Source organism: Limobrevibacterium gyesilva (assembly GCF_025989185.1).
GTDB classification, from domain to species: Bacteria; Pseudomonadota; Alphaproteobacteria; order Acetobacterales; family Acetobacteraceae; genus Limobrevibacterium; species Limobrevibacterium gyesilva.
The window spans coordinates 104541-124854 of record NZ_JAPDNT010000002.1 but is presented as its reverse complement, the minus strand read 5'-3'; the positions used below and the strand labels follow the sequence as shown (position 1 = coordinate 124854).

Here is a 20314-nt window from a genome sequence, read left to right as displayed (position 1 = left end):
TGATGAAGCGTCTGCTCACCCTCTCCTTGTCCTGGCGCCTGCAGGCGCCCGTCGCGGTCATGCTGCTGGGCCTCGTGGTGACGCTGGCGGCGGCGCTGCATGTCCAGCACCAGGGCATGATCGGCAACCACGTGGCGATCCGGCTCGGGCTGCTCGGCCTGGTCTTTGCCGTCGTTGCCGGCGGTCTTTCGGTGGTGCTCGGCCGCTCGGTCGCTCGCCCGCTCGCGCGGCTGGCGCAGGCGATGGGCGGGATCGCGCGAGGCGACCTCTCGGCCGAGCTGCCCGAGGCCGCCCGGCGCGACGAGATCGGCCGGATGGCGCAGGCGGTGCTGGTGTTCAAACGCGCGGCCGAGGAGAAGCAGGCGCTGGAAAGCTCGCAACGCGATGCCACGTTGGCCGCGGAGGCAACACGCCGCGCCGCCATGCAGGGTGTGGCCGAGCGGCTGCAGGAGCGGGTAGGGGGCATGGCCGGCGCGCTGTCGCAGGCCGCGGAGGCGCTGCGCGGCAGCGCCATGACCATGCGCGAGGCCGCCGGCATCGCCGATGGCTGTACGGCGGACGCCACCGGCACGGTGGAACAGACCACCGGCAACGTCGAGGTGGTGGCCGCAGCGGCCGGCCAGCTCGCCGCCTCGATCTCCGAGATCAGCCGCCAGGTGGGCCATTCCGCGCAGATCGCCGGGCGCGCGGTCGAAGATGCGCGGCGCACCGACGCGATCGTGCAGACGCTGGCGCAAGGGGCGGCCAAGATCGGCGACGTGGTGGGCCTCATTACCGACATCGCCGGCCAGACCAATCTGCTGGCCCTGAACGCCACCATCGAAGCCGCGCGCGCCGGCGAGGCGGGCAAGGGGTTCGCCGTGGTCGCTTCCGAAGTGAAGTCGCTGGCCACGCAGACGGCCCGGGCCACCGAGGAGATCGGCGCCCAGATCGCCGCCATCCAGGCCGCCACGAAGGAGGCCGTGTCGGCCATCGGCACCATCGGCAGCACCATCGAAGAGATGAGCGGCATCGTCGGCGGCATCGCCGCGGCGGTGGAGCAGCAGGGCGCGGCGACGCAGGAGATCTCGCGCAACGTGCAGGAGGCAGCGGGCGGAACACGTGTGGTCAGCGACCACATCGCGCGCACCCGCGCGGCGGTGGAGGAAACCGGAGAGGCGGCGGAGCAGGTGCTGGGCGCGGCATCCGGCCTGACCGACCACGCCACACGGCTGACGACGGAGGTGGCGCGCCTCAGCCAGGAATTGCGTGCGGCATGAGCGGCTCGCCGGTGGCGGCTGTCATCCGCTGGATGTGATAGCGCCACAACACACCCGGCAATGCTGTCGATCGTCCGTTATGGAGTTCGGTGAATTGGGGGGATGGCGGATGGGGTGGGATTCGAACCCACGAACCCTTGCGGGTTGGCGGTTTTCAAGACCGCTGCCTTAAACCACTCGGCCACCCATCCTTGCCGGGAAGGCGTTATGCCACTCAGTGACCTGGGGCAAGACCTCCGCCGTACTCAGGAAATGATAGCGCACATTCTCCGGCCACGCCGTCGCCGGCGTCACATGGCCCCCGACTCGTCCGGGGCCGTGTAGTCGATGGCGCTGAGGAAGCGTGCGCGACCGGAGCGTGTGTGTTCCTCGGCACGCCGGCGGGCCTGTTCGGGGTCGCCGGCGAGGATGGCGTCCAGCACCCGGCGGTGCTCGGCGTTCGCCTCCGCCATCGTCGCCTGCCGGTCGAACGAACGGCGGCGCAGCAGCAGCAGCTTGCGCGTGTACTCGGCGTAGACCGCTTCCAGTTGCCGATTTCCGGCGAAGGCCAGGATGCTTTCGTGGAAGCGCACATTGAGGGCGAAGAACGCCTCGCGGTCCATCGCGGCGCCGGCGCGATCCATGCCGTCGACCAGGTCACGCAGCTCGATCGCCTGGGCGGCCGTCACGGCGGCGGCGACGCGCGAGGCGGCGAAGCCGAACAGAACGGCGTTGAGGTCGTAGATCTCCATCGCCTCGTCGATGGTGAGCGTCCGGACGAAGGCGCCGCGGTTCATGATCACGGTGACGAGCCCCTTGCGCTCCAGCGCCCGCGCGGCCTCCCGCACCGGCCCGCGGCTGACACCCAGGCGCCGGGCCAGAGTCACCTCGTTCAACCGTTCGCCGGAGCGCAGATGACCCTGGGAGATCAACTCCTCAAGCTCCGCTTGCACGCGCCTGCCCAGCGGCGTTGAATGTGTCGATGCCGGATCGTCGTCCGGAATTGTAGATGGCTTGGTCACCTGGATATCGCCTGAAAATCCTTGAAATTCTTCCTGGATGTCATGCTGTGGCGCGATTGGAATGCTAACGGCACTTTCAACTGTTTACAATCCTGATGCGCTCTGCCTAGTCTTGCCTTCAGGGTTCGGAAGCGAAACAGGAAGGCGGCGATGAAAGCCTGCGTCATTTGTCGATATGCGCCCGGCGCGACCGGGGATGACGGCGTCCCGTCATCGTCCAGCCAGGCGGTGCTCTCATGAACGACGCCGCGGCGCACATCCACCCGGACAGTCTCGACGCGCTGCCGCTCAAGGGAATCCGCGTCCTTGACCTCACCTTGGCGCGGGCCGGTCCCACCTGCGTGCGCCATCTCGCCGACTGGGGCGCCGATGTCATCCGCATCGAGCCGCCGGCCAGCGGCGACGGCGAGATCACCGGCAACCGCGACGGGTTCGATTTCCAGAATCTGCACCGCAACAAGCGGGCCATGCAGCTCGACCTGAAATCCGCGGAAGGCAAGCAGATCTTCATGGCGCTCGCAGAGCGCGCCGACGTCGTCGTCGAGAACATGCGCGCCGCGGTGAAATACCGCCTGGGCGTGGATTTCGAGAGCGTGCGGCGAGTGAATCCGCGCATCGTCTACGCCTCGATCTCCGGCTTCGGCCAGGACGGGCCATACGGGCATCGCGCCGGGGTCGACCAGATCGCCCAGGGCATGGGTGGGCTGATGAGCATTACCGGGCTTCCCGGCCAGGGCCCGGTCCGTGTCGGCATCCCCATCGCCGACCTCACAGCGGGCAATCTGCTGGCTCTCGGCGTGATGATGGCGTTGTTCCGGCGCGAGCGGACCGGGCAGGGGGGCTGGGTCCAGACCAGCCTGCTCGAAGCCATGGTGTTCATGCTGGATTTCCAGGCCTCGCGCTGGCTGCTGGCCGGCGAGATCGCGGGGCAGGCGGGCAACGACCATCCGACCTCGATCCCGACCGGCGTGTACCCCACCGCCGATCGGCCGATCGTGATGGCGGCGTCCTCGGCACGCATGTGGGAGCGGTTCTGCAACGCCATCGGCAAGCCGGAATGGACCACGCAGGGCGACTGGGGCACCGGCGATGGCCGGTCGCGCCACCGCGCCGAAATCAACCGCGCCATCGCCGAAGTGACCATCCAGCAGCCGAGCCAGCACTGGATCGAGGTGTTCGACGCCGCCGGGATTCCGTGCGGCCCGATCAACACCATCGACCAGGTGTTCGCGGATCCGCAGGTGCAGCATCTCGGCCTGGCCCGCGCGACGGAGCATGCCCGCCTGGGTCCGCAGCGCGTCGTCGGCACCCCGATCAACCTCAGCGGCGTGGAAGACACGATCCGGCGGCCGACGCCGGATGCCGGCGAGCACACGGACGCCGTGCTGGCCGAGCTCGGCTACGGCGCCGAGGCCATCGCGGCGCTGCGCGCCAAGCGCGTCGTCTGACAACAGCGGGAGCGGCTGACCATGGATGGGGCTACGCATATCACGCTGCCGACCGGCAAGATTCTCGCCCGCACGCAGGACGGCATCGGCTGGCTGACGTTTAACCAGCCGGAAAAGCGCAATGCGATCTCGCGGGAGATGTGGGACGCGGTGACACTGGCGGCCGAACACTTTGCTGCTGACGATGGCGTGCGGGTCGTGGTGATGCACGGCGCCGGCGGCAAGGCGTTCGCCTCGGGCGCGGACATCAGCGAGTTCGAGAAGATCCGCGCCGACGCAACCGCGGAGGTCGAGTACTCGCGCCGGTCGAGCGCCGCCCGTCAGCGGCTGGAGGCACTGGGCAAACCGCTGATCGCCATGGTCCAGGGCTTCTGCGTCGGCGGCGGCTGCGCGACCGCGTTGGTGGCCGACATGCGCATCGCCTCCTCCGACAGCCGCTTCGGCATTCCCGCCGCACGGCTCGGCGTCTCCTACGCCTATGAAAGCCTGCAGCGTCTGGTTGCCCTGGTCGGCCCCGCTATCGCCAAGGAGATCATGTTCACGGGCCGGCTGCTCACGGCTGCCGAGGCGCTGTCCTTCGGCCTGGTGAACCGCGTCGTCGAGCCGGCGGAGCTGGAAGTGGCGGTGATGGAACTGGCGCAAGGCATGGCGCGCAATGCGCCGCTGTCGATCCGCGCCTCGAAGGAAGCGATCGAGCAGATTGCGGGCGATCCGGACAAGCGCGACCGCGCGCGGGTCGAGACGCTAAACCGCGCCTGCTTCGACAGTGCGGACTACGCGGAAGGGCGCGGGGCTTTCATGGAGAAGCGGCCGCCGCGATTTTCCGGACGTTGACAGAGACTGGACTGCGGCCATCCGCACCGGTTCCGGCGGCGGCCGACAAGCAGCAGAAAATGCGCACGACAAGATTGCGGGGAGGCATGCGAGAATGACGAAGATCACGAAACGCCAACTGTTCACCGGCGCCGCCGGGTTCGCGATCGGCGGCACCGCCATGCGGCAGGCCGCCGCCCAGGCGTTGCCGCCGCACGAGGCGGAACTCTACGCGGCGGCGAAGCGGGAAGGGGAGCTGACCTGGTATTCCGGTCAGCTCAGCGCCGAATCCTCCGAGGCGGTCGGCGCCGCGTTCACCCGCCAGTATCCGGGCGTGAAGGTGAACGTGGTCCGCAGCACCTCGCAGGTCGCCTTCCAGCGCCTGTCGCAGGACGTGCGTGCGGGCGTGGCGCAATGCGACGTCTTCAGTTCGACCGATATCAGCCATTCGACCTTCCTGAAGCGGGAAGGCATGTACATGCAGTACCGGCCGAAGAACATCGACGGCGTGCTCGAGGCCGTGCGCAATCTCGACCCCGACGACTACTTCCACATCTCGTATCTCGGCCTCTACCTGATGGCCTACAACACGGCCAAGGTCCCGGCCGCCGATGCGCCGAAGTCCTGGAAGGACGCGATCGACGGCAAATGGAAGAACCAGGTCGCCATCGGCCATCCGGGCTACAGCGGCGCCATCGGCACGCTGTGTGTCCTGCTGCGCAAGCTCTATGGCTGGGACTATTTCAAGACGCTGGAGCGCAGCCGGCCGCAGATCGGCCGCTCCAGCCAGGATCCGGTCACCATGCTGAATGCCGGCGAGCGCACGGTCGGCCTGGGCGTGCCGATCGGAACGACCCTGTACAGCATGTCGCGCGGCAATCCGATCGAGCTGATCTACCCGACCGACGGCACGCTGCTGGTGCCCTCGCCGAGCGGCATTCCCAAGAACGCGCCGCACCCGAATGCAGCGAAATTGTTCATGGAGTTCGCGGCCGCGCCCGGCTTCTCGAAGGCGGCCGGGGAGTTCTTCAACTTGCCGCTGCGCTCGGACGTGCCGTCGCCGGCCGGCTCCAGGCCGATCGACCAGATCAAGCTGGTCCAGCCGACCACCGAGGAGATCGAAACCGGCGTGCCCGAGATCAAGGAATTGTGGCGCGACACGTTTGGTGTCTGACCATCGCCCGGCCGGACCCACGGGCTCCATGCGCGGAGCCCGCGGGATCGCGGTCACACCGTCTCCACAAAGCGGGCGCTGAACCATGACCGAAAACGCTGCTGCTCCGGTGCCGGCTCTGGCCGCTTCCCGTGGGCAACGCAGGGCCGGCGCGCTCGCCCGGCTGCGCATGATCGAGCCGGCAACGCTGATCTGGGTGGCGCTGATCGTCGTCCTGTTGTTTCTCGTCGCGGGGCCGATGCTGAAGCTGCTTGCCGTCAGCTTCGAGCGGCTGGGCAGCGGCACGTTCACTTTCAACAACTATCTCCAGGCCTATGGGCGCGCCCGCTATCTCGAAGCCCTCGGCAACTCGCTGGTTCTCGGCGTGGCATCCTCGGCGCTCGCGGTGCTGTTCGCGGTGCCGATGGCCTGGGCGGTGTCGCGCACGGACATGCCGGGAAAGGCGCTGGTGTGGTTCGTGGTGATGGGGGCCTTCGTGGTGCCGCCCTATCTCGGCGCCATCGGCTGGATCCTGCTGGCGGGGCCGAACTCCGGCGTCATCAACACGGTCTGGCACTGGATCAGCGGCACCGACAGCGCTCTGGTCAATATCTACAGCTTCCCCGGCCTTGCCTTCGTCATCGCGCTGCACTCGTTCCCGCTGATCTTCATCTTCGTGAAGTCGGCACTCGACCTGGTGTCCTCGGAGATGGAGGACGCCGCCAACATCCTCGGCGCCGGCACCGCCGCTGCCACCCGCAAGATCACGCTGCCGCTGGTCTGGCCGTCGATCCTGGGCGGCATCATCCTCGTTTTCCTGGAGACGGTGGCGCTGTTCGGCACGCCGGCAATCATCGGCATTCCCGCGCGGATCAACGTCGTCACGACGCAGCTCTGGCAGTTCTTCGAATATCCCGTGCGCGTGGAAGTGGCGGCGGCCTACGCCATGCCGTTGCTGCTCATCACGATGGCGCTGATCGGCAGCCAGAAGCTGATGCTGGCGCGCAAAGGCTATGTATCGCAAACCGGCAAGGGCGGCGAGCGCCGGCCGATCCGCCTGGGCGCCTGGCGCTGGGCGCTGTTCGGATGGTGCGGGCTGGTCGGGGCACTCGCGGTGGCGATGCCGCTGCTGGTGCTGCTGCAGGCATCGTTCGCCAAGGCCTGGGGGCGCGGCCTCAGCTTCGACAACCTGACGCTGAACAACTACACCTTCCTGATCTTCCGCCACGAGATGGCGCTGATCTCGATCTGGAACACGCTGTGGTATTCGGCCGCCGCGGCGACGCTCGCGGTGCTGATCGCGCTGCTCGTGGCCTATATCGTCAACCGGCGGCTGGTGCCGTTCGGCGGCGTGCTGTCGTTCCTCGCCATGGCGCCGTTCGTCATCCCCGGCATCGTCATGGCGATCGGCTTCTACGCCGCCTATGCGGCGCCGCCGGTGGCGCTCTACGGCACCGCCGCCATCCTCATCCTGGCATTCACCGCGCGCTTTCTGCCGATCGCCTTCGCCAGCTCCACCGCGGCCCTGCGCGCCGTGCATCCGGAAATGGAAGAGGCCGCGCGCATTCTCGGCAGCGGCCGGCTGCGCACGATCGCGCAGATCACTGCGCCGCTGGTGCGCAAAAGCCTGATCGGCGGCTGGCTGATCGTGTTCATCGTCGCCTCGCGCGAGTTGTCCGCCGCGATCTTCCTGGTCGGGCCGAAGACGCGGACCATGGCGGTGCTGCTCTACGACCTCAGCGAGGCCGGCAATTTCGAGCAGCTCGCTGCCTTCGGGGGCATCCTGCTCACCATCACCATGGTGCTCGTCGGCATCGGCATGAAGCTGGCCGGGCGCGATTTCATGCTGCGGAGAATGTGACATGTCCCGCCTGCGTCTGCGCGGCCTGACCAAGACCTTCGGTGCCACCACCGTCGTCGACGGCGTCGACCTCACATTGGAGGAGGGCGAGTTCGTCTCGCTGCTCGGGCCGTCCGGCTGCGGCAAGACGACAACCCTGCGCATGATCGCGGGCTTCGTCGCGCCCACGGCGGGCAGCATCGAGATGGACGGACAGGAACTGTCGTCACCGGCGGGCGTGGTGCCGCCGGAGCGGCGTCGGATGTCGATGATCTTCCAGAGCTACGCGATCTGGCCGAACATGACGGTGGCCGAGAACGTCGCCTTCGGCCTCAAGCTGCGCAAGCTGCCCGCGGACGAGCTGCGGCAGCGCGTGCGCGAGATCCTGGGCATCGTGCAGATGGGCCATCTGGCGGAGCGCTATCCCGCCGAACTGTCAGGTGGCCAGCAGCAGCGCGTGGCGCTGGCGCGCGCCATCGTGGTCAAGCCATCGGTGCTGCTGCTGGACGAACCGCTGTCCAATCTCGACGCCAATCTGCGCGAGGAGATGCGCTTCGAGATCCGGCGCCTGCACGACGAGTTCCGCTTCACCACCGTCTACGTCACCCACGACCAGGCCGAGGCCATGGCGACGTCGGACCGGATCGCGGTGATGCATGCCGGGCGGATCGAGCAGCTGGACGTGCCGCATCTGCTCTACACCCGGCCGCGCACGCGCTTCGTCGCCGGCTTCATCGGGCGTACCAACCTGCTGCAGGCGCGGCTCGAAGGCGGCGAGGTCGGGTTCACGGGCTTCGCCTTCAATGCGGCGCAGATCGGCATTGCCGCCGAGGGCGCGCCGCGCGACGTGCTGTTCTCGGTGCGCCCGCAAGGCATGTGCCTGCATAACGTGCCCCCCGCAGACGCGTCACAACGCCCGATGCTCGCGGCGGATGTGATCGGCCGGACGTATCTTGGCGAATGCTGGGACTATATGGTGGCGCCACGTGGCAGCGCCTTGCAACTGCGCGTGGCCGCGCCGCCATTGCAGGTGCACGATGTGGGCGAGAGCGTGTGGCTCGAATTCGATCCGCGGCAGATGGCCCTGGTCGGCTGACGCTGTATTCGACGCACGCGACGGTCTCAAGGCGGCGGCACGGCGGAAGGCCGGTAGGATCGCGCTCCATGGCGCGTTGAGCACGGCCAGCGCCGCGTCAACAGGCGCGCCCCTCCAGCCGGCCGGCCGGATCGAGACCGGCACCGGTTATGATGCGCTGGCTCAACCCCCTGGAGCATCCCGATGGCGGTTGAGGAAACGCCGTCGGTAGCGCCCACGTGGCACACTCTGGACGCGGACGCCGTGGCAGCGCGGCTCGGGTCCGACCCGGCCCGTGGGCTGCCGGCCCGCGAAGTGGGGGCGCGCCAGGCTCGGTACGGACCGAACGCGATCCGCGAGAAGGCGCGGCGCAGCAAGCTGCGTATGCTGCTCGCGCAGGTCACCGACTTCATGATCCTGTTGCTGATCGCCGCCGCCGTGATCTCCGGCATGCTCGGCAACCTGGAGGATACGCTCGTCATCCTCGGTATCGTGGTGCTCAACGCGGCCGTGAGTTTCGCGCAGGAACTCCGCGCCGAGCGTGCGATGGAGGCGTTGAAGCGCATGGCGGCGGCCACTGCCACGGTGGTCCGCGACGGCCAACCGCAGGCCGTGCCTGCCGAAGCCCTTGTGCCCGGCGACGTCGTGCTGCTGGAGGCCGGCAATGCCGTGCCGGCCGATCTCCGGCTGGTCGAGGCCGTCGACCTCAAATTGGGCGAGGCCGCGCTTACCGGCGAGTCGTTGCCGGCGGAGAAGCTGGCCGGCCCGCTCGCAGATCCCGGCCTGCCGCTTGGCGACCGCCACAACATGGCGTTCAAGGGGACGGCGGTGATGTACGGCCGCGGCCGCGGGGTTGCCGTTGCCACCGGCATGCAAACCGAACTGGGCCGGATCGCCGGCATGCTGGAGAGCGTCGGCGAAACCCGCACGCCGCTGCAGCGGCGCCTCACCGTTTTCGGCCAGCAGCTCGCCATTGGCGCGCTGGCGATCTGCGCGCTCGTCTTCGTCATCGGTCTCCTGCGCGGCGAGCCTGCGCTGCTGATGCTGCTGACCGCGGTCAGTCTTGCGGTCGCCGCCATCCCCGAGGCGATGCCCGCGGTCGTCACCGTTCTGCTGGCATTGGGCGCCGGCCGCATGGCGCGTGGCAACGCGCTGATCCGCCGGCTGCCAGCGGTCGAGACGCTGGGCTCGGTGACCTATATCTGCTCCGACAAGACCGGCACGCTCACGCGCAACGAGATGCGTGTGGTGGAAGCGTTCATTGGCGGCGGGCACATCGCGTCCGTCGCCCTCGATCCGGCGCGTCCGCCGGCCGACGCGCTGCTGCGGGCGATGGCGCTCTGCAACGATGTGGTTCGTGCTCCGGACGGCAGGCCGCTCGGCGATCCGACCGAGGTCGCGCTCTGGCAGGCGGCCGCGGACGCGGGGATCGACAAGGCCGCGCTCGAGCGGAATGCCGCGCGGGTGATGGAGCAGCCGTTCGACTCAGAGCGCAAGCGAATGACAACCGTGCATCTCGACGGCGGCGGGTTCATTGCCTACACCAAGGGCGCACCGGAAATCGTGCTCGCGCTCTGCACCGGCATGGCAATTGGCGATGGCGTGGTTCCGCTTGACCCGGAACAGGCCACCCGCGCGGCCGAACGCATGGCAGAGGACGGGCTGCGGGTCCTCGCGGTGGCCTGCCGGCGATGGGATATGCTGCCCGGCAACGACCCGCCCGGGGCGCTCGAGCACGACCTCACGCTGCTGGGCCTGGTCGGGCTGGTCGATCCGCCGCGCGAGGAGGTGAAGACGGCGGTGGCGACCTGCCGCGCCGCCGGAATCGTGCCGGTGATGATCACCGGCGACCATCTGGCAACCGCGCGCGCCATCGCCCGGCAACTCGGCATTCTGACCGAGGGCGGCATGGTGCTGACCGGTCGCGAATTGCGGATGCTGCCAGAGGCGGAGTTGCGGCGTCGCGTGGCGCAGATACGCGTCTACGCCCGCGTCGATCCGGCGCAGAAGATCCGCATCGTCGCAGCGCTGCAGGAACAGGGCGAGATCGTCGCCATGACCGGCGATGGCGTGAACGACGCGCCGGCCCTGGCGCGCGCTGACATCGGGATCGCGATGGGCCAGGCGGGCACCGATGTGGCGCGCGAATCCGCGAGCCTGGTGCTGCTCGACGATAACTTCGCCACCATCGTGACGGCGGTGCGCGAAGGCCGGCGCATCTACGACAATATCCGCAAGTTCGTTCGCTACGTCGTCACCTGCAACACGGCGGAGATCTGGACCGTCTTCCTCGCGCCCTTCCTCGGATTGCCACTGCCGCTGCTGCCCATCCAGATCCTGTGGATCAATCTGGTCACCGATGGGCTGCCCGGACTTGCCCTGGCCGCCGAGTCGGCCGAGCGGGGCGTGATGCAACGCCCGCCCCGGCCGCCGCAGGAGGGGCTGCTCGCACGGGGAATGGTGCGGCATATGCTATGGTTCGGGTTGCTGATGGCCGGCGTGACCCTCCTGACCCAGGCGTACGCCATCGGCGCCGGGCTGGAGCACTGGCAGACCATGACCTTCACGGTGTTGACGCTTTCGCAGATGGGGCAGGTCATGGCCGTCCGGTCGGATCGGGACTCGCTGTTCCAGCAGGGCCTGCGCTCGAACCTGCCGCTTCTCGGTGCGGTCGTGCTGACGATCGTGCTGCAGCTGGCCGTCATCTACATCCCGCCGCTCAACCCGTTGTTCGGAACCTCGCCGCTGACGGCCGTCGAGCTGCTGATGACGTTCGTGCTGTCAAGCGTCGTGTTCGCCGCGATCGAGATCGACAAATATGTCGTCCGCTCCCGTGCACATGCCCGCCAGATGCCGGCGGTTGACAGCCCGTCAGGGAAAGCATGACGTGGGCCGGTGGCCGACCATGAGTTGGAACGTCTCGTCGCGCGCCTTCCGCCCTGGGCTCGTCCCGTGGTGGAGTGGCTGCTGCGGCCGCAGGCCCGCCTGATCCGCATCCCGGCCGCCGTCATCCTTGTTGCGTTCGGCGTGCTGGGCTTCCTGCCGGTTCTCGGTTTCTGGATGATTCCGCTTGGCGGGCTGCTGCTCGCGCAGGATCTGCCATTTCTCCGCCGCCCGATGCTGCGCGGCCTGGAGGTCGCGCTCGATGGCTGGGACGCCCTTTGCCGCCGGCTCCACTCTTCCGATACCAAGGGCCGATAGAATCCTGGCCCGGCCTGCTAATTGCGCCGGATCGCGTCCAGCGCGCTGCGGACCATCTTCTGCGCCGGGCTGTCCGCCGGCAGCAATGCCAGCAGCCGCGTCCAGTAGCGTTCGGCCTCGTCGAAGCGCCGCTCTTCCGCCGCGGCGAGGCCGAGATACCACAGCACCTCCGGCTGCGACGGGTTGGCAGCCTCGATGCGGCGGAGCAAGGTGATGGCGCGTGGCGGCACCGGCTTGCCTGGCGCGTGGTTGTCGAGCAGCGCCGCCACTTCCTGCAGCAGGATCGACATGTCACCCGGGCGCAGCGCGGCGGCGCGGTCATAGGCGTCGGCGGCCTTCTCCGGCTCGTTCAGCACGGCATAGGCGCGCCCTAGCCGCAACCAGCCCTCGGCGTCCTCTGGCTGGGCCGCGAGCCGTTCCGCCAGCCGGGCGACCATGCCGCGGATCATCTCGTCGCGCTGGGCCGCCGGCATCGCCGCCGCTGCCGCCGCCGCGTCGGCATCCGGGCCCGGCGCCGGCCGGCCGGCCGGCAAAGGCGACGCGGGCAGCCCGGCCTTGGCCGCGGTCTCGGCGAGGCGCCGCGCGATTTCCTCGCGCATCGGCGTGTCCTCCGGCAGCTCGGCGGCGAGCGCCAGCCAGGCCTTGATCGCCGGCTCGGCCCGGCCGGCCTGCGCGTCGGCCAGTGCCAGGTAGAAACGTGCGGCCTCGTCCGTGGGATCCTGCGCGATGGCCGCCCGGAAGGCGTCGTTCGCCGCCGGCGTGACGATGCCGCCAGCCGCGAGGGTCAGCATCTCGCCATAGGCAGCGGCGACGCCCGGCGCGGACGGGGCCAGGTGCAACGCGCGCTGATAGGCGCCCGCGCTGCGCTGCCATTGGCGGAGGGCCGCCGCCATGCGTCCCAGCTGCTGCCAGCCGTCGGCATTGGCCGGCTCCGTCTGCAGCTTCTTCTCCAACGCCGCGGCATCCTGCGCCAGTTTCGCCTGCGCGGCATCGGCCACGGCGGCGGGCGACCGCGTGGCATAGGGCATGTCGGGCACCGCGGGGGCGCCCAGCTGCAGATACAGCAAACCGGCGCCGCCGGCGGCGAGCAGGCACAGCGCCAACGCCAGGCGGGGGCTCGGTGCCGGCTGTTGCGCCGTCGTGCCGGTCTGCGACTCCTCCATCAGCAGGCGCCGCTGGATCTCCAGCCGCGCGGCCTGCGCCTCCTTCTCCGGGACCAGGCCCTCGGCGACCTCGCGCTCCAGTTCCTTGATCTGGTCACGATAGACCGCGCGGTCGAACTGGGCGCGCCCGGGTGCCGCGCGCACGCCCTTCAGCAGCGGCAGGAACGCGATCGCCAGCACCGCGACCGTGATCGCGGCGAGCGCAATGGCCAGCAGCATCAGCCCTCGGTCTCCCGCATCAGCCGGTCGAGGCGTTCCCGCTCGGCATCGCTCAGCGGCGGCGGCACGGCGTCGTCTGTGGCATGGCGGCGGCGGAAGGCGATCGCCATGCCACCGGCCGCCAGCAGCAGCACCGCCCCGGGGCCGAACCACAGCACATAGGTCGCCGGCCGCATCGGCGGCTGCAGCAGCACGAAATCGCCGTAGCGGTCGACGATGAACTGCACGGCCTGGGCGTCGCTATCGCCCGCCAGCAGGCGTTCGCGCAGCTTCACGCGCACGTCATGCGCGAGGTCGGCATTCGAGTCATCGATGGACTCGTTCTGGCACACCAGGCAGCGCAGGCCCTTGCTGATCTCGCGCGCCCGCGCTTCCAGCGCCGGATCGGCCAGCCGCTCCGATGGCGTCACCGCCAGCGCCGCGCCGGCCAGCGCCAGCAGCACCAGCAGCGTTGCGAGCGCGCGCCTCACGAGCGGTTGAGCTGCTTCAGCAGCGGCAGCAGCTCCTTCTCCACGACCTCGGCGGTCAGCGGGCCGACGAAGCGCTGGCGGATATGGCCGGAACGATCGATCACATAGGTCTCGGGCACGCCGTAGACGCCGAAATCGAACCCCGTCCCGCCGTCCCGATCGACGCCGGTGCCGCGATAGGGATCACCGAGCTGGGCCAGGATGCGCCGGGAGTCCTCCGGCTTGTCCTTGTAGGCGATGCCGTAGATCGGCACGCGCTCCTGCGTCGCCAGCCGCATCAGCAGCGGATGCTCGATGCGGCACGGCACGCACCACGAGGCGAAGAAGTTGACCACGACCACTTGGCCCTTGAGGCCGTCGCTGCTGAGGTTGCCGCCGCCGTCGAGGCTGGCGAGCGTGAACGCGGGCGCCGGCTTGTCGATCAGCGCCGAAGGCAGCGCCTGGGGATCGCGGTCCGGCCGCAGGGCCAGGGCGAAATAGCCGGCGAGCGCAAGGAAAAGCGCGACCGGCAACAGGAACAAGGCGCGGCGCATCATGGCGTCAGTCTCCGGCGGCGGCTTGCGCGGCGGGGGCCCGCAGGCGGGAGGCCACGCCCACGCGCCAGCGCCGGTCGCTGAGGCTGACCACGCCGCCGAAGGCCATGAACACCGCGCCGATCCAGATCCACGGCACCAGCGGCTTCCAGTAGGCGCGGATGGTCCAGCCGCCGGCCTGGTCGGGCTCGCCCAGGGCGATGTACAGGTCGGCCAGGAAGTTGGTGCGGATCGCCGTCTCGCTGGTGGTCTGCTGCTGCAGCGGGAAGAAGCGCCGCTGTGGATGCACCACCGCGATCACCGCGTCGCCGCGTTTCACGGTGATGGTGGCGTCGTCGGCGACATAATTGGCCCCTTGCAGCTTCTCGACCTTGTCGAGATGCAGCGTGTACCCGGCCAGCGGCAGGTCGCCGCCGGGGGCGACGATGTCGATATGCTCGACCTCGAATGCGGAGGCGGCGATGCCGGCCACCGAGATGGCCAGGCCGAGATGGGCCAGCGTCATGCCATGGGCCGAGCGCGGCAGGTTGCGGGCGCGGCGCCAGCTGTCCCGCGCGGGAATGCGGAACAGCTTCAGCCGCTCGGTCCATTCGGCCAGCACGCCGACGAAGGTCCAGGCCGCGAGCCCCAGGCCGAGCACCGCCAGCACCGGGCCGCCGCTGGTCACGTACAGCGCGCCGAGCACCACGACGACCGCCGCCGCGAACGCCGCCCACAGCCGCTGCAGCGCGCCCAGCAGGTCGCCGCGCTTCCACGCCAGCAGCGGGCCGGCGGCCACCGCCACCAGCACCGGCACCATCAGCGGCACGAAGGTCTTGTTGTAGAACGGCGGCCCCACCGACAGCTTGGGCCCGCCCACGGCATCGAGGAACAACGGGTACAGCGTGCCCAGGAACACCGTCGCGGCACCGGTGGACAGCAGCAGGTTGTTGAGCACCAGGGCGCCCTCGCGCGAGACCGGCGCGAACAGCCCGCCGCCTTTCAGCGCCGGCGCCCGCACTGCATACAGCGCGAGCGACCCGCCGATGGCGACCAGCAGCAGCAACAGGATGAAGCTGCCGCGGGCCGGATCGACGGCGAAGGCGTGAACGGAGGTAAGCACGCCCGAACGCACCAGGAAGGTGCCGACCAGCGAGAGCGAAAAGGTGATGATCGCCAGCAGCACGGTCCAGCTTTTCAGCGTGTCGCGCTTCTCCACCACGATCGCCGAATGGATCAGCGCGGTGCCGACCAGCCAGGGCAGGAACGACGCGTTCTCGACCGGGTCCCAGAACCACCATCCGCCCCAGCCCAGCGTGTAGTAGGCCCACCAGCTTCCCATGGCGATGCCGATGGTCAGCGCGCACCAGGACGCCAGCGTCCAGGGCCGCACCCAGCGCGCCCACGCGGAATCGACGCGGCCCTCGATCAGCGCCGCCACCGCGAAGCAGAACGACACCGAGAAGCCGACATAGCCGAGATAGAGAAACGGTGGATGGAAGGCGAGGCCGGGGTCCTGCAGCACCGGGTTGAGGCCGCGCCCGTTCAACGGCGGCGGCAGCTCACGCAGGAACGGGTTGGACGTGAGCAGGATGAACAGCAGAAACCCGGTGCCGATCATCCCTTGCACGGCCAGCACGCGGGCGCGCAGGGCCGGCGGCAGGTTGTTGCTGAACAGCGCCACCGCCGCCCCGCACAACGACAGGATGAAGACCCACAGCAGCATCGAGCCTTCGTGGTTCCCCCACACGCCGGTGATCTTGTAGAGCAGCGGCTTGTCGGTGTGGCTGTTCTCGATGACGTTCACCACGGTGAAGTCCGACGTGACATAGGCGTGCATCAGCGCCGCCATGGCGATGGCCATCAGCAGGAACTGCGCCAAGGCCGTTGACCGGCCCACCTCCATCCAGGCGACGTTGCCGCGCGCGGCACCCGCCAGCGGCAGCGCCGCCTGCACGATCGCCACGACCAGCGCAAGGATCAGGGCGAAATGGCCGATCTCGACAATCATGTTTTCCCCGCTTCGATCGCCACCGCGGCATCGCGGGCACGCAGCGCATGCGCGGCAACGCACCACATGGTCGCACCCGGCGATCCCGGCAATACGGCCGATGGCCGCGGGGCAAGGGACTGAATTCGCACGCCGCCATTAAGCAAAGAATGGGGGCGAAGGATAGGGTGCGCCGCCGGGCAGGCGCGCCACGTCCGCGTTGACCGGCCCTGGGGACCATGAAAAGGTCGCCGCCCAGGAGAATCCCCATGCGCCAGGACGCTCACGGACTGACGATCACGACGGACTCCGACGCCGCGGCCGCGGCCTTCGACCATGCCGTCATGGGATACCTGAAATACCGTGCCGACCTGCCGCAGCGGGTCGCGGCCCTGCTGCAGGCGGCCCCCGCGTTCGGGCTGGCGCATTGCCTGCAAGGCTACGTGGCCATGCTCGCCTACAAGCAGGCGGTGGTGCCGGTGGCGGAGGCGGCCGCGCAGACGGCGCGCCGGCTGACCGCGCGGGCCACGCCGCGCGAGCAGGCCCATGTCGATGCCCTGGGGCGCTGGGCAGGGGGCGACATCGACGGCGCGATCGCGGTCTGGGAACACATCCTGGGCGACCACCCGCACGACGTGCTGGCCTTCCGCCTCGCGCATTTCACCAATTTCTGGCTCGGCCGGCCGCAGGACATGGCGGCCTCGGTGGAACGGGTGATGCCGCACTGGTCCGAAGCGCTGCCGGGCTATGCCGCGGTGCTGGCCTGCCGCTGCTTCGCGCAGGAGGAATGCGGCAACTACCTGGCCGCGGAGCCGTCCGGGCGGCGGGCGATCGAGATCGACCCCGGCGATCTCTGGGCCGCCCACGCCGTCGCGCATGTGATGGAGATGCAGGGCCGGCGCAGCGAGGGCCTGCAATGGCTGACGGCGCTGGCGCCGCATTGGGAGGGCGCTAACAACCTGCAGCACCATCTGTGGTGGCATTGCGCCCTGTTCCACCTGGAGCATGGCGACACGGCAACCGTGCTGGAGCTGTACGACACCCGCTTCCGCAACCTAGCCTCGCCGCTGACCATGGCCCAGCCGGACGTCTATATCGACATCCAGAACGCCGCATCCATGCTGTTCCGGCTGGAACGGCTGGGCATCGCTGTCGGCGCGCGCTGGGACGAGCTGGCCGACAAGGCCGAGGCCCGCATCGGCGACTGCCTGTCGGCCTTCACCCTGCCGCACTGGATGATGGCGCTGGCCGCCGCCGGGCGAGCCGATGCGGCGGACCGGCTGGTGGGCGCGATGCGCGCCGGCGGCAATGCCGGCGGCACCGTGGCCCCGATCGTGCGCGACTACGCCCTGCCGGTGAGCGAGGCCGTCCGCGCCCACCGTGCTGGCCGCCATGCCGAGGCGGTGGCGCTCATGCGCCCGGCATTGAGCGGCATGTACCGCCTCGGCGGCAGCCACACCCAGCAGGACGTGCTGGAACAGCTTTTCCTCGACGCCGCCTTGCGGGCCGGCCTGACCGCGGACGTGCGGATGATCCTCGAACGCGTCACCGGGCGGCGCGCCTTGCCGCCCCAGCGCTGGGCCGGCTGGCGCGACGCCGCATGTCAGGTCGTGGTGTGAATGCACCAGATTGTGGCGTGAGTGCATCAGGTTGTCGTGCGATGCTTCGTCGGGGGTTCCGGATCGCTCGGCAAGAGGTTATCTGTCGGACAGCGTTCGCCCTGGAGATCCTATGACCCATCGCCCTCGCCAGCTGCTTTGCACCGCCGCACTGGCCGGCGCCGCGCTTGTCTGCGGCCCGGCGCTGGCGCAACTGCCGCCGGCCGATCCGTCCAGCGTGTGGACCATCCAGGACGAGAACGCGTCGGTCAGCTCGGCGACCGTGACGGACCGGTACTACACCAACGGCCTGCGCATCAGCTGGGCATCGCCCACCGACGCCGCACCGGACTGGCTCGCCGGGGTCGGGCAGAAGCTGTGGGGCAACGGCCGCCAGCGCATGGTGTTCGACCTCACGCAGCAGATCTACACGCCGTTCGACACCAAGGTGGCGATTCCGCCCCCGGGCGACCGGCCCTATGCCGGCGTGATGATGGGTACGTTCGGCCTGATCTCCGACACCGCCACCAGCCGCAGCACCTTCACCCTGGGCCTGGGCATGGTCGGCCCCGCCGCGCTGGGAAAGCAGGCGCAGGACTTCGTCCACAGCGTGATCGGCCAGAAGAAGGACTTCGGCTGGGACACCCAGCTGAACAACGAGCCGATGCTGCAGATCACCAGCAGCCGCGTCTGGCGCCTGAAAACCGGCACCATCGGCAACCTGGAAACCGAAGCGCTGCCGGAGCTGACCGCCGGTGTCGGCACCGTGCGCGTCTATGCGCTGACCGGCGTCACGTTCCGTGTGGGCCAGGGGCTTGACGCCGATTTCGGCGTGGCGCGGGTGCGCCCGGGCCTGTCCGGCGGCGACGCTTTCACGCGGACGCGGAAATTCGGCTGGTATTTTTTCGCCGGCGGGAACGGCCAGGCGGTGGCGCATGACATCACGCTGGACGGCAACATCTTCCAGAACAGCAACAGCGTGAAGCGCATCCCTTATGTCGGCGAGGCGCAGTTCGGTTTCGCGGTGCTCGCCTACGGCGCGCGGCTGAGTTACACGCAAGTGGTGCAGACGCAGGAATTCCGCCACCAGAAGGGCGGCCTGCACCAGTTCGGCTCGCTTGCCTTGTCGGTCCGGTTCTGACGCGTTCCATGTGTAGCAACGAGGGAGAAGCGCGCATGAGCGCCGAGGCACGCGTGACCGAGCTTGGACTGGTCCTGCCCCCACCGCCGAAGCCGATCGGCAACTACGTGCCGTATCGCATCGGTGGCGGGCTGCTGTTCATGTCCGGCGTCGGCCCGCGCCACGCCGACGGCAGCAGCACCACCGGCAAGGTCGGCGCGGTGCTGACCGTCGACCAGGCCTATCAGGCCGCCCGGCAATGCGGCCTCAACCTGCTGACCAACATGCGCGCGGCATTGGGCTCGCTCGATCGTGTCGACACGATCCTGAAGGTTCTCGGCATGGTCAACGCGGTGCCCGATTTCGGCGAGCATCCGAAGGTGATCAATGGCTGCACCGACCTGTTCGTCGACGTGTTCGGCGAAAACGGCCGCCCGGCGCGCTCGGCCGTTGGCATGGGCAGCCTGCCGAACGATATCTCGGTGGAGATCGAGGCGATTGTCCTGCTGAAAGGCTGACACGATGGACGCATCGGACCTGCGGATCTTCCAGGCGGTGGCACGCGCGGGCGGCATGGGCCGCGCCGCCGCCGTGCTCAACACGGTGCAGTCCAACGTCACCACCCGCATCCGCATGCTGGAGCAGGAACTGGGCGCGGCGCTGTTCCATCGCCACCACAGCGGCGTCACGCTGACCGAGGCCGGGCGGCGCCTGCTGCCGTATGCGGAGCAGATGGCCGAGCTGCTGGCGCAGGCACGGCTGGCGGTGATCGATGACGGCGTCGCGCGCGGCGCGTTGATGATCGGCAGCCTGGAAACCACCGCCGCCCTGCGCCTGCCGCCGATCCTGTCGGCCTTCACCTCGGCGCATCCGCATGTGGATCTGACCCTGGTCACCAACACCTCCGCCTGCCTGATCACCGAGGTGCTGGAGCACCGGCTGGACGGCGCCTTCGTGGTCGGCCCCGTGCAGCATCCGGCGCTGGCCGAAGCGGCGGTGTTCCGCGAGGAGCTGGTCCTGGTGACCGCGCCCGGCGTGCGCGATCCTGCCGATCTGTCGCGGCAGGCCGGGCTGAAGATGATCGTGTTCCGCGCCGGCTGCGCCTATCGCCAGCGGCTGGAAGCGTTCCTGGCCATGCGCGGCGTCGTCGGCGTCCGGCCGATGGAGTTCGGCACCCTGGGCGGCATCATCGGCTGCGTCGGCGCCGGCATCGGCGTCACGCTGCTGCCCCGCGCCGTTGTGGCCGCCGATGCGCGGGAGGGGCGGGTGGCGACGCACGAGCTTCCCCCGGCGGAGGCGCGGGTGGAAACCATGTTCATCCGCCGCGCCGACGCGCACCTTTCCAGCGCCATGGCCGCCTTCCTCGATGCGGCACGGCCGGCGCCGATGCGGCTGGCGGGGTAGATTCATCTTATTCTCAGATGCCTGTCGCCTGAACAAACCATTATCCGT

The 20314-nt window shown here is 69.2% G+C and carries 17 protein-coding genes and 1 tRNA gene; 12 read left to right on the top strand and 6 right to left on the bottom strand.

Translation table 11 applies throughout. The annotated features are described in order from the left end of the window. The first annotated feature begins 2 nt into the window (after positions 1-2). A complete protein-coding gene (locus OL599_RS04560) occupies positions 3-1259 on the top strand; it encodes a methyl-accepting chemotaxis protein (RefSeq protein WP_264712458.1) in 1257 nt (418 codons plus the stop codon). A gap of 103 nt (positions 1260-1362) precedes the next feature. On the opposite strand, the gene OL599_RS04555 is transcribed toward OL599_RS04560, so the two are convergent. Further along, a tRNA-Ser gene (locus tag OL599_RS04555) sits at positions 1363-1450 on the bottom strand. A 99-nt stretch (positions 1451-1549) separates the two neighbouring features. After that, positions 1550-2191 (bottom strand): FCD domain-containing protein, encoded by a 642-nt coding sequence (locus OL599_RS04550; RefSeq protein ID WP_264712457.1) that lies wholly within the window; start codon positions 2189-2191, stop codon positions 1550-1552. 305 nt (positions 2192-2496) lie between these two features. On the opposite strand from OL599_RS04550, the gene OL599_RS04545 reads away from it, so the two are divergent. From OL599_RS04545 to OL599_RS04515, 7 genes are all read left to right on the top strand, one after another. Next, positions 2497-3708, top strand: coding sequence for a CaiB/BaiF CoA transferase family protein (locus OL599_RS04545; RefSeq protein ID WP_264712456.1), 1212 nt, complete (start codon positions 2497-2499; stop codon positions 3706-3708). A 21-nt stretch (positions 3709-3729) separates the two neighbouring features. Beyond that, a complete protein-coding gene (locus OL599_RS04540) occupies positions 3730-4542 on the top strand; it encodes an enoyl-CoA hydratase (RefSeq protein ID WP_264712455.1) in 813 nt (270 codons plus the stop codon). Positions 4543-4636: 94 nt separating this feature from the next. Continuing rightward, the gene (locus tag OL599_RS04535) at positions 4637-5695 is read left to right on the top strand and encodes an ABC transporter substrate-binding protein (protein ID WP_264712454.1); all 1059 of its coding nucleotides are present in this window, start codon (positions 4637-4639) and stop codon (positions 5693-5695) included. An 85-nt stretch (positions 5696-5780) separates the two neighbouring features. Continuing rightward, positions 5781-7535, top strand: coding sequence for an ABC transporter permease (locus OL599_RS04530; RefSeq protein ID WP_264712453.1), 1755 nt, complete (start codon positions 5781-5783; stop codon positions 7533-7535). A 1-nt stretch (position 7536) separates the two neighbouring features. Then, positions 7537-8610: an ABC transporter ATP-binding protein gene (locus OL599_RS04525; RefSeq protein WP_264712452.1), complete on the top strand. Its 1074-nt coding sequence runs from the start codon at positions 7537-7539 to the stop codon at positions 8608-8610. A gap of 183 nt (positions 8611-8793) precedes the next feature. Further along, on the top strand, positions 8794-11475 hold the full coding sequence (locus OL599_RS04520; RefSeq protein ID WP_264712451.1) for a cation-translocating P-type ATPase: 2682 nt from the start codon (positions 8794-8796) through the stop codon (positions 11473-11475). Positions 11476-11484: 9 nt separating this feature from the next. Continuing rightward, the gene (locus OL599_RS04515) at positions 11485-11790 is read left to right on the top strand and encodes a hypothetical protein (RefSeq protein ID WP_264712449.1); all 306 of its coding nucleotides are present in this window, start codon (positions 11485-11487) and stop codon (positions 11788-11790) included. A gap of 17 nt (positions 11791-11807) precedes the next feature. Here the strand turns inward: OL599_RS04515 and ccmI are convergent, their stop codons facing one another. Genes ccmI through OL599_RS04495 form a run of 4 tightly spaced genes read right to left on the bottom strand, consistent with a single transcriptional unit; the run spans position 11808 to position 16165 of the window. After that, positions 11808-13172, bottom strand: a complete 1365-nt coding sequence (gene ccmI / locus OL599_RS04510; RefSeq protein ID WP_264712448.1) for a c-type cytochrome biogenesis protein CcmI — start codon at positions 13170-13172, stop codon at positions 11808-11810. Then, on the bottom strand, positions 13172-13642 hold the full coding sequence (locus OL599_RS04505; RefSeq protein WP_264712447.1) for a cytochrome c-type biogenesis protein: 471 nt from the start codon (positions 13640-13642) through the stop codon (positions 13172-13174). The genes ccmI and OL599_RS04505 overlap by 1 nt, the downstream gene beginning before the upstream one ends. Beyond that, positions 13639-14178, bottom strand: coding sequence for a DsbE family thiol:disulfide interchange protein (locus OL599_RS04500; RefSeq protein WP_347403187.1), 540 nt, complete (start codon positions 14176-14178; stop codon positions 13639-13641). The genes OL599_RS04505 and OL599_RS04500 overlap by 4 nt, the downstream gene beginning before the upstream one ends. A gap of 4 nt (positions 14179-14182) precedes the next feature. Further along, complete coding sequence (locus OL599_RS04495; RefSeq protein ID WP_264712446.1) at positions 14183-16165, bottom strand: heme lyase CcmF/NrfE family subunit; 1983 nt, start codon at positions 16163-16165, stop codon at positions 14183-14185. A gap of 248 nt (positions 16166-16413) precedes the next feature. Here OL599_RS04495 and OL599_RS04490 point away from each other — a divergent pair, with 248 nt between their 5' ends. The 4 genes from OL599_RS04490 to OL599_RS04475 all read left to right on the top strand — a co-directional run bounded on the left by OL599_RS04490 (position 16414) and on the right by OL599_RS04475 (position 20266). Further along, positions 16414-17763 carry a tetratricopeptide repeat protein gene (locus tag OL599_RS04490; RefSeq protein WP_264712445.1) on the top strand — a complete coding sequence of 450 codons (1350 nt, stop codon included), beginning with the start codon at positions 16414-16416 and terminating at the stop codon, positions 17761-17763. A gap of 112 nt (positions 17764-17875) precedes the next feature. After that, complete coding sequence (locus OL599_RS04485) at positions 17876-18883, top strand: lipid A deacylase LpxR family protein (protein WP_264712444.1); 1008 nt, start codon at positions 17876-17878, stop codon at positions 18881-18883. A gap of 35 nt (positions 18884-18918) precedes the next feature. Then, positions 18919-19380: a RidA family protein gene (locus OL599_RS04480; RefSeq protein ID WP_264712443.1), complete on the top strand. Its 462-nt coding sequence runs from the start codon at positions 18919-18921 to the stop codon at positions 19378-19380. A gap of 4 nt (positions 19381-19384) precedes the next feature. Then, the gene (locus tag OL599_RS04475; RefSeq protein ID WP_264712442.1) at positions 19385-20266 is read left to right on the top strand and encodes a LysR family transcriptional regulator; all 882 of its coding nucleotides are present in this window, start codon (positions 19385-19387) and stop codon (positions 20264-20266) included. Positions 20267-20314: the final 48 nt, after the last annotated feature.